The 4250-nt window shown below is 69.6% G+C and carries 2 protein-coding genes; one reads left to right on the top strand and one right to left on the bottom strand.

The genetic code is table 11. The features are described from left to right. Positions 1-302 precede the first annotated feature (302 nt). The gene (locus ACFWN1_RS31990; protein WP_384369838.1) at positions 303-1757 is read right to left on the bottom strand and encodes a glycoside hydrolase family 76 protein; all 1455 of its coding nucleotides are present in this window, start codon (positions 1755-1757) and stop codon (positions 303-305) included. Between the two features lie 1136 nt (positions 1758-2893). Between ACFWN1_RS31990 and ACFWN1_RS31985 the strand changes: the two genes are divergently transcribed. Further along, positions 2894-4015, top strand: coding sequence for a ricin-type beta-trefoil lectin domain protein (locus ACFWN1_RS31985; protein ID WP_384369835.1), 1122 nt, complete (start codon positions 2894-2896; stop codon positions 4013-4015). The last annotated feature ends 235 nt before the right edge of the window (positions 4016-4250 follow it).

Here is a 4250-nt window from a genome sequence, read left to right as displayed (position 1 = left end):
CCGCGGGACGGCCTCGGGACTCCCCGGTCCGGCCATCGTGCCGCCCACCTCGCCATCCGTATCCGGTCCACCGGTCGCGCGCGGGCGTGCCGCGGTGAGGTCTCTCACCCGGGATTCTTCCGGCACGGACCCGGACGCGCGCCCCGGAGAGGCCATCCGTGAGCAGGTGGGCAGAGAGCGCTGCGTCTGCGAGGCCGACGCGACCCGGCACACGCCCGCCGCACGCCGAGCGCCGGGACCGGTGGCGACCGAGGGCGCGAGGTGCACCGGTGTGTGTCCGGGATGATGGGCTCAGTGCCGCCTCACGTCCTGCTCCACCTCTGGTTGTTGCCGCCGTTGCAGGTCCAGATCTCCAGCGGCGTGCCGTTGGCGGTGCCGTGACCGGTGGCGTCCAGACACTTTCCGGACCCGGTGTTCACGACGGTGCCGTCGGAGCGGATGCTCCAGGTCTGGGCCCCGGTGTTGTTGCAGTCCCAGATCTGGACCGCCGTGCCGTCGGCGGTACCGGCTCCGTCGACATCCAGGCACTTGCTGCCGTAGACGGTCAGCCGGCCCGAGCTGTCCGTCGTCCAGGTCTGGTTGCCGCCGCCGTTGCAGTCCCACAGCGCGAGCCGCGTGCCACTGGTCTGGTCGGCGCCAGGCACGTCCGCGCACCGGCCGGACTCCTGCCCGCGCAACACCCCGCTGGAGTTGGTGGGCGGCGGTGTGGTGGTCAGTCCGAGTGCGGCGACCAGGACTTCGGCCGCGGCGGCCTGGGTGCTGGGGGTCCACAGGGCGAACGGCCCCACGAAGGAGTTGCCCTGCCGGCCGTCGCCGTCGGTGTCGTTGGCGAGGATGGAGTTCGCCGTGGTGGCGAGGAAGGTGTCGTAGGCCGTGCTCCTGGTGGCGTTGGCCAGGGACCGCAGGTAGCGGGCGAAGATGCCCTTGAAGGCCGAACCGTCGCCGGTGCAGTTCGGCTCGCACCCGTCGTAGAGCACGCCGTTGCGGTTGAACCGCGCGACGGCGGCGTTGGCGATCGTCGTCGCCGTGTTCAGCAGCGAAGTGTCACCGCCGGCGCGGGACTGCTCGATGAGCCCCTGGAGGATGACACCCTGGTTGTACGAGTAGTTCGCCGTGCTGAACGTGCAGTTGGGGACGTTGAGTCCGTCCTGCACGAGGTTGCCCTTGATGAGGCCCGAGTTCTTGAACCAGTTCCATTCGGCGGTCGCCCAGCCGCCGTATGTGGTGTCACCCGCGATGCGGTTGTGCAGGCCGGCCGTCGCCGCGAGGAAGAGCTCGTTGGCGATGGATGCCTTGTACTGCTTGGCGGTGCTCCAGTAGACGCCGCCGCCGCACTGGGAGTCCCAGTAGTCGTGCATGTAGTTGGTGGTGGTCCTGGCCATGTTCAGGTAGTTCGTGTTGCCGGTGATGTCGTAGGCCTGCAGCCAGACCAGGGCCCACCAGCCGGTGTCGTCGATGTAGTCGTTGGTGAAGCTGCTGTTCTTGGCGAAGGCGCCGGAGATCGCGTAGTCGTACTGGCTGTCGCCGGTGGCCTGGTGGTAGGTCATCACCGTGCTCAGCGACACCGCGGCGGTCCACCACGCGTTGGCGTCGATCCGGCCGTTGTCGGCGTTGTACGACTTCATCAGCACCGCGATGCTGCTTGCCGCAGGGGTCGGCGCTGCCTGCGCGCTCATGGCGCCGGGGATCACCAGCAGCAGTCCGAGCAGGGTGACCAGCGCCCGAGCTGCCCGTCTTCCGAGCGTGCGTGTGTTCATCGTTGTTCCACTCCTGGTGGGGGGATGCAGGTGTGGCCCCGGCAAGGACCGAGGGGGTGTCTGGGCCGTGCGGCGGCCCGTCGTTCCGGGACGGGGCCGCTGCACGGTCGGCGAAGATCACCCGGCGGTCAGGGGGGACCGGACAGGTGGTTCAGGTGAACCCGTGACAACGTTGTCGGTGCGGGCGCGGTTGCCGCCGGGCGGCCGTGACGGTGTGTCGGGACTCCGCAGGACCGTGGCGGACGGGGCGTCGGCGCCGGGGAACGTGTTGCCCTAGTGGGACGTACCGAGCAGGGGATCGGCCGGTGACGCCGGGTCGGCCACCGCCGTCGCGGCGGCCGCGTGCGCGGCGGCGGGGGTGGCCGGCGCGAGAAGGAGAGGGTGACTCGTCAGGGGAACACGCCATCGCTTCATCGCGCGACTCCAGGTGCGGATGGCGCGGCTCGTGCCGCACCGGTGTGGGGGGGGTGAGACTCTCACAGCAAAGGGCAGTTCCTGAACGGCTGTCAACGCAATGGACCGAAATCGTGAACACGAGTCAACAGGCATCGGATGAAGTTCGCAGGAACTTGAGCGCGTACGCCCGGGGCGCTGAGCCGATCCGGTGGTTCGTGTCCGCAGCTCGGACGCGTGCGCACCGGTCACCTTCGACGGTCTGAGGCGGACCCCGCGCGACGATGTGCCTCGGCACTTCCGGGATGACGGGAGCGCGACCGCGTGGAGTGAGCGGCCGCGGTGGAAGCGGATGGGCTCCGTCCGACCGCATGTCCAGACCATTGACGCGTCCATGATCTCTGGCTAGCTTCAGAGAGCGCTCTCTCCTTGCGGCCGGTGTGCGCCAGCACGTCAGGGCCGGTGGCGAGGGAGGAGCGCCCAGTTGCCGCGCGCGCTTTCGGATCTCGGCGACAACGTTGTCAGCGCTTGGTCGCGCCCGGAGGTCGGCGGCAGGGGGAACTCACCCAACTACTCGTGTGAGTAGTCGAGTTGCGTCCTGGCCGTCTGTTTCTGGCAGGTGTCGGGCAGCGACTCGGCCGTAGACGTCCAGGACACCCCGACCACGCGAGCACTGCCATGGACCCCACCGCACGCGGCACCAGCTTCCGTAGCCCCCCGCACGGCAGAGGAGAACAGAACATATGAGGTTCCAACGAGCAGGCACGGCAGCGGCGATGACAGTCGCGCTCAGCCTGGGCGTGACGCTGCCCGCCATGGCCGGCACGGCGACGGCCCCCTTACGGGCAGCGGCGCCCGCGTCCCTGCGGGTGATGCCGCTGGGGGACTCGATCACCTGGGGCATCGGCAGCCCGTCGGGCAACAGTTACCGGGGCTTCCTGTGGAACGAGCTGGCAGCCGAGGGGCACGCCCTGGACTTCGTGGGCTCCGGCCGGAACGGACCGATGTCCGACCCCGACAACGAGGGCCACTCCGGCTGGCGGATCGAACAGATAGCGGGCATAGCGGACTCGGTGCTGGCCGAGTACCGGCCCAATGTCGTCACCCTGGAGATCGGCACCAATGACCTGAACCAGAACTACCAGGTCCCCACCGCCACCGACCGGCTCAGCGCACTGATCGACCGGATCACCACCGACGTCCCCGACGCCACGGTCCTGGTCGGCACCCTGATCGTCTCCACCAGCTCTACCGAGGAACCCAACCGGCCCGCCTTCAACGCGAAGCTCCCCGGCATCGTCCAGGCCAAGCAGGCCGCGGGCAAGCACGTCCGGCTGGTCGACATGAGCGCTCTGACCACCGCGGACCTCTCCGACGCGCTGCATCCCAACGACAACGGCTTCAGCAAGATGGCCGACGCCTTCAACGCCGGCATCCAGGCAGCCGACAGCGCCGGGTGGATCAAACCCCCGGTCACCGTCGGCGGCCCTGTGCGATCCGGCATCGCCGGCAAGTGCCTGGACATCAACTCCAGCAGCAGCGCCAACGGCACCGCCGCCCAGATCTGGAGCTGCAACGGCACCGGCGCCCAGTCCTGGACCGCCGTGCCGGACGGGACCCTGCGGGCCCTGGGCAAGTGCCTCGACGTGACCGGCGCGGCAACCGCCAACGGCAGCAAGGTCGAGATCTGGGACTGCAACGGCGGCGCCAACCAGCAGTGGCAGCCCTACAACGGCGGCTACCGCAACCCGGTCTCCGGCCGCTGCCTCGACGACCCCGCCTCTTCCACCACCGACGGTACGCAGGCAGTGATCTGGGACTGCAACGGCGGCGCCAACCAGAAGTGGACCGCCCCCGGAGCATGACACGCACGACCGCATGGCACACGGGGGAGGACGGTCGCCGCCTCGGCCCGTCCCTCTCCCTCCTCCGGTCGTCCCGTCCCCCCAGCAGGAGACGTCCTCACGGCACGGAGGACTGCGACTCTCCGACGGCCTGCGCTTCGCCGAACTCGCGCCGCTCCGCCGGGCGGTGGTGAGGGCTGCCGGGATCAAGACGGCGACCCGGCGCGGCGCGCTTCGGCCGGGTACACGGACGGAC

Origin of the sequence: Streptomyces sp. NPDC058459, from assembly GCF_042721685.1 — a bacterium.
Taxonomy (GTDB): domain Bacteria; phylum Actinomycetota; class Actinomycetes; order Streptomycetales; family Streptomycetaceae; genus Streptomyces.
The sequence above is the reverse complement of the archived record's forward strand: the minus strand, read 5'-3'. Positions and strand labels throughout refer to the sequence as shown.